This window comes from Coprobacter sp., assembly GCF_982436375.1.
This window is the reverse complement of record NZ_CEWDCG010000178.1, coordinates 1-6,360: the sequence shown is the minus strand read 5'-3', so window position 1 is coordinate 6,360 and position 6,360 is coordinate 1. Positions and strand designations below refer to the sequence as shown.

The following is a 6,360-nucleotide window of genomic DNA, read 5'->3' as shown; positions in this document are numbered from 1 at the left end:
TATCAAGGTTGGTTCGGAACTCCTGAAGACGGAAAAAGCGGAAGCTACCGTCACATGGCAGGTAAAAACGGGTTTAAAGATGGAAGTTGCCACATAGATATTTGGCCCGATGTGAGGGAATATTCAAAAACTTATCCCACAGAATTTAAAAATGCTGACGGCTCTACAGCCCGTATTTTCAGTTCCTATGATGTCAGCACGACAGACCTCCATTTCAAATGGATGAAAGAATATGGCATAGACGGAGTATTTATGCAGCGCTTTTTTGATTATGCACGGGGAAGAGGTGAACAATCACTACCCGATATCATTCTCAAAAATGCATTTGACGCTGCTTCGAAATATGATCGAGCCATAGCTATTATGTACGACTTGTCAGGATTAAGACACAAAAAAGAAGATTGCTCGGTTATTATCGAAGACTGGAAATATCTGGTCGATAAACTAAATGTTACAAACCAAAAAGGGAATAAAACATATCTGCACCACAACAAAAAACCGGTAGTTGCCATATGGGGATTAGGCTTTACAGACCGTCCATATAAGGTTAACGAAATAGGTATAGAAAAATTAATCGATTTTTTACAAAATGATCCGGTATATGGAGGCTGTGCTGTAATGTTAGGAGTTCCTACGGCTTGGCGCGACTTGAATTTTGACTGTACCAACGATCCTTATCTGCATACGATAATCAAAAAAGCAGATTTATTATTACCATGGACCGTACAACGCTACACACCACTGTTACATAATGATATGGACCGATATCATGACGAGACCAAAGCCGATATCCAATGGTGTAAAAAGAATAAAATAGATTATGTACCTTGCGTTACACCCGGGTTTAGTTGGCACAATTTAAGTACGATTCAATTTCCCGATGATATAAAGCCTTCAGGTTCGATACCGCGCCAAGGAGGAAAATTTTTCTGGGATCAAATGTATAATGCCATGAAAGCCGGAGGAGAAATGATCTATGTGGCGATGTTCGATGAAATAGACGAAGGCACTGCAATATTTAAATGTACCGATACACCTCCTGTAACTAAAATATCTCAGTTTATCGGAATGGACGGAAAACCTTCGGATCATTATCTATGGCTCACCGGTAAAGCGACTCAAATGTTACGAAAAGAGATACCTCTGACAAAAAAAATGCCTGAACGGAACTAAAATAAGATATACAATTCACACACAAATACACAACTACACACGTCAAAGGACTGTCTTAACTATTATTGTTTTGAAGTGACCCCCAAAAGTTTTGTGTCTAACTTTTGGGGTGCACTTCATTTCAAGTAGTGATACGACTTTTTATGTTTATTAGTTACAATCTATAACTTTACCTTAGTTTGGCACACTCCTCATGGTAAAGTAGCTGAGGTAGTTATGATAAGTTTGTCTTTATTCTTACTGCATCTGCCATAAAAATTGTCTTCAGGCTTATAATCGGTCAACACACCATTCTTATCATCTATATATTCGACCTGTGTAGGATAAATACAATTTTCTATTTTCGATCCTGCACCATCGTTATATTGTCCAACAAATCCTGATATTCCCGAACGGCCTCTTAAACGGATATAGATATTTTCCGTCCAACAATTTTTAATAGCGACACCCCTTCCACCGACAATTTGGCCGACTAATCCTCCAGCCTGATAACCAGTTAAATAAATATCTTTGGCAGAACAGTTATCTAACCAAGTAGCTCCTCCGCCTACACCGATCCACCCGATCAGACCTCCGACATTTTGGGTAGTCAAACCCGTAGAGGCTTTAATATGTATATGCTTTGCATGTACATTTTCAAATTGAGCAACGGTACTATAATTTGCTCCGGTATATCCCACACAACCGGCAAAATAAGCATATTCTTTACTATGATCTATCGGATTTCCGTCAACATCCGTATGCACTTCATCATCGGCAAGTCCATTAATAGTAATGTTCTCGAATGTCAAATTCTTCATTACACCTTCAAACTTACCCCAAACTCCCGTATACTCATTATATTTACCGAGAGTAATACCCCAAATCTGATATTCATACACTGCTCCGAATTTTCCGTTTAAAGAAAAATTCCTTAAAGTATGCCCTTGACCATCTACTGTGTATGTCGGTTCTCCTGAAGTATAAATAGGTTTCCATTCAACACCGCTCATATCGATATCGTTTTCCAATAGGATAGAAACGTTCACGGACTTACCGCTCTCGTCTTTTTTAGTAATCATATCAAGGATATTATCCGGTAGCCAGGCAAATTCTTCTCTCGTATAGATATGATAAGTTCGGGTACTCTCGTCATAGACAGGTTCTTTCGGTTCAATTACAGCCGGATTCCACCATTCTTCAGCATCAATCCAATCATTCTCAAAATTTTCATCAATAGAGATAGTTAACTGCGCGTCCGTAGTTAAAATATTACCCATTACTGTTGTTAACCAATTGCGTTGAATGGGAATATCTGTTTTTAAATCATGTGAACTGATAAGCGAAGTACCGTCCAATGCTTCGAACTTGAAATGAATAGGAGTCTGTTCCGTTGCATCGGTCATTAAATAATCGACCGTCAAGGTTCGGTTATTCACACTTTTATCATAACCTAAAGCATAGTCCTTTTGAGATTTATCAATCGAACCTGTATAAATTTCAGTAACTGCCGTTAAATCAGTTGCCAAATCTGTTCCTTCAGATAAACCGGTCACTGCATTAATATTAGTAAAGCGTTTACAACCATAATAAGTTATTTTAAAATTATCCGGCATCTCCAGATTATATACACCCCAATCAGTAGCGACAACACGAAGTTTTGCAAAAGGACGTTTCAATATCAAATCTTTCATGACCCCGTCACTACCAACCGTAATCTCTTCTGTCGTAAAATAGGCATCCCGACTCTCATCATTCAGTTGTTTATCGACGTCGTCTATGCAAGTAATATTTTCAAAATTACCGGTTTCATAATGTAAATCCGTATCAGTACCCTGCTTTACAAAGTCCGCCCAAACTACAAATTTATAATTCCGGTTCGGAGTCAGACGTAAAGAATAATTGACAGCTTGATAACTATCCACAACTTTTTTCTGAGGAGAAATTACCTGCGTATAAGAGATATTCTCCCCTTCCCCATCTATGCGATAAACCGCTAACTGATAACGCAAATCATATTCTGCAAAATCTACATTAGTGATTCCCCCATGCATACTATTACTATTTTCACCTAAAGTTGCACGCGTCATTTGTAAAAGATCAGGGGCAGAAACCGTAAAATTTACATTTCCTTCTCCTGCAGCGACCGGAGCATCAGTAAACAAGTCTTCTGATTGACACGCTACCAATAGCAAACAAAATCCGATCATAACTAAATTTTTAAATTTTCTCATACAATTACATTTTTGTTAAACAATATATTTTAGTTGATCTCCACTACATATTCTCCATCAAAACTATCATCAATATTCACGTTATTACCATCGCCTATTTTTCGAGTAAGAAAGAATCCTCTCAATACAGTCTCATGATTACGCTTCAAAGGAATTTCGATATTCTGGCAATGGCTGATTTCTGTTCCTGAAGCATCGAAAAAATAAAAATCGGCCAAAATATTCGTTTCATTTTCCCAATCAGTAAATAAATAATCTCCGAACAAAGAGACCGCCTCTTTTCCATCATAAACTATTTGAGAAAGAATCGTATTAAAACTATACATCGTCGTAAACAGATTCGGTTTTCGGGCTTCTACATTATACCCGACTCCGATATATTGTTTATAAATTACTTTTACAGTCAACCCCTCCAGTGTACCTCCAGCCCGGATAAAATCATCAAAATCGGATGCAATCACTCTGTAACGTCCTGAAGGTCTTTCCATCATAACCGGAATAACCATAGAAGAGAAAGTTCCGGATTCTTCAAAGGAAAAACTATTTGGCCCAAAATCTGAACCGATCGTAAACATCTCCTGACCGACTGCGGTACTTCGATGATGCGTATTAACAGGATAAATATCCGTATTCGTCTTAATGGACGTTAACATATCAGTCTGATAAAATCGATCGACCGGATTATCTTTATAAACATAATCTGCCCACGCTAATACTTGATAGTCACCTTTCGGCAAATAAACTTGTATTGTATCTTGTGGAGGCAATGCGTCTTTATCAACCAAAAGCATTCGTCGCTCGATTTTCTGCTGCACGATTCTATTCTTCCCCGATTTTTTTTCATAAACATCAAGAATAATGCGCATTGCAAAATCTTCATCCGGGATATACGGTTTGGAGTGTTCTTCTTCCAGATTTTTAATCGTACAATTCCATTCTTCATCATAAAAAACTTCTTTATAATAAAGAGGCGGCAACCGATCAACATTCGGTTCTATGACAACAAACGATTTATCGGGAACAGGATACTCATGAACAGTCGCATCACAAGCCATCATTAACCCCATAAACACGGATAATACAGCAATCATTAGATTTCTTCCATTCATATTCTTACCTTTTCCGTTGTTTATACCATTTATAGGATATCGAAACGCCTCCTCTCGTTATACCCCAATACCAGTCTGACCCTGAACGAAATTTCGGACCATTCTTCCAATTACGGTAAACATCATAATCAAATTCAGCAAAACCCGCCCCTATATTACATTCTAAAGTCCATCTTTTCATTTTACCGATATCAACAGCATAACCATAACTGATTCCCATTCCCCACAAAGCATGGTTAGGATCTTGGTAACGGCCATGATCATTAATTGCTACATTAAAACCGGCGACATGGGTATGCAAACCGATAAAATGTCCTTTCATGGCCTCTTTCGACCACCAGCGTATTTCCGGTTGTACAGCCAATAAACGCAACTTTCGCTCTGGAGTAATATTATATGGAGAATACCACACCGGTAAATCAAAAGACCAATGAGAAAACGGACTAATTTCAATACCCAAATTAGCGGTCAATGCCGCAACAAACAATAAATTCGACTTAATAGCAATTATCCATTTTTCTTGTTGTGACGGCTGTAAAGAAAAAGAAATAGCAGGATTCAAGTCAGGCATGCGAGATTCTGCAACTTGTAAATTTTTTGATACCGGAGGCAGAGGAAATTGCTCTTCCAGACAGACAATGGCAATGCGTGCATTTCTGAATGGAGGAAACACGTCCTGAATAATCCGTTGCCAAGTATATCCTCCGTCAAGAGCTTTAATCTGTTTTTTACGACGTTCGTTATCAGTCTCTTTTGTTAAAATATCAAGAACCTTGCTTTTATTGGGAATCTGCGCTCCATTTTTTAATGCAACTTCGAACGAATACCAATCTTCACAAAGGTTTTCAACTTTAAGTTTACTTTCCGGAATACCGGTTTCTTGTAACAAAAAATCGGCAAGAGCCCGCGAACGATACTCACCTAATCGATGATTCCAGCTCGGAGGTCCTTCTGGTGAGGCACTTCCTCCGACCCATACATGCGACAAGCGGATTATAGTATCTTGTTGTATTCGTCGTAATATATCAGCAATACTATCCAACTGTTTGTTGGGATACAATTTGTACTTATTTACTTTAAAAATAACCGGGGCTATCGAAGTATTAGCACAATAAAAAACAGAATCGATTTTTTTATCTGACAAAAAAATCACATAATCAGGGTAATTTTTATTCAAGCACGAAGTGAGAGTCTCGGATGTTCCCTGTGCCCATACAATACCCGATAAAAATAATGCAGTTATCAACAATAAGCCCCACTTTTTTTTATATCTTTTCACAATTCAATTATATAATAATGGATTCGACTAAATGACAAGCAGTTAAGACTTTTGCCATTTATTAATTTTTAATAATAACAAGATGAATTTAAAAAATAGATTTATTAAGATAACTCCCAGAGGTATGGGCTTTAACGATACCAACAGACTTCATCAAAGAATTTACTGCCACAACTAATTCATGTAAACCATGTATCGGACTCTTCATCTTAAATGACAAAACTATTTTCATGATCTAAAGATTTTTCGCCATAAATTCCCCAAATCAGCAGTTTCACTTAAGATAAAACAAAACATAAAAAAAAGCGTGGGAATTTGTCAGTTTACTCGCTTTGAGGTATCGCCAAACACCCACATTGAAATAAACAGCCAACCCACGCCTAACCTTATATATTCACTCTCGTGATTATAATGGAAAAGCATGAACGTTTGTTCTGTTTATCCTTCAATGTTTTAAAAATTGGCGATTTTCAAAGCGAGGATAAAACTAAACGCTTCTCTAACATGTATATCGGATAAAAAGTCTCTACTCCAATTCCGACACCACAAAGTTAGAAATTATTTGCGTTTTAACAAACGTTCATGT

Annotated in this window: 4 protein-coding genes; 1 reads left to right on the top strand and 3 read right to left on the bottom strand. The window is 37.5% G+C overall.

Going from position 1 to position 6,360, the window contains the following annotated elements; all coding sequences use genetic code 11:
- The coding region (locus AC1WHX_RS09680) for a glycoside hydrolase family 99 protein (RefSeq protein WP_481229241.1) at positions 1–1,173 on the top strand (1,173 nt) is incomplete at its 5' end.
- 191 nt (positions 1,174–1,364) lie between these two features.
- Here AC1WHX_RS09680 and AC1WHX_RS09675 read toward each other — a convergent pair.
- From AC1WHX_RS09675 to AC1WHX_RS09665, 3 genes are read right to left on the bottom strand one after another with little or no spacing between them, the layout of a single operon-like run.
- Complete coding sequence (locus tag AC1WHX_RS09675; protein ID WP_302545141.1) at positions 1,365–3,386, bottom strand: DUF6562 domain-containing protein; 2,022 nt, start codon at positions 3,384–3,386, stop codon at positions 1,365–1,367.
- 29 nt (positions 3,387–3,415) lie between these two features.
- Positions 3,416–4,495, bottom strand: a complete 1,080-nt coding sequence (locus AC1WHX_RS09670) for a DUF6562 domain-containing protein (RefSeq protein ID WP_278583116.1) — start codon at positions 4,493–4,495, stop codon at positions 3,416–3,418.
- A 4-nt stretch (positions 4,496–4,499) separates the two neighbouring features.
- Positions 4,500–5,774, bottom strand: coding sequence for a DUF3575 domain-containing protein (locus AC1WHX_RS09665; RefSeq protein ID WP_302545140.1), 1,275 nt, complete (start codon positions 5,772–5,774; stop codon positions 4,500–4,502).
- Positions 5,775–6,360 lie beyond the last annotated feature (586 nt).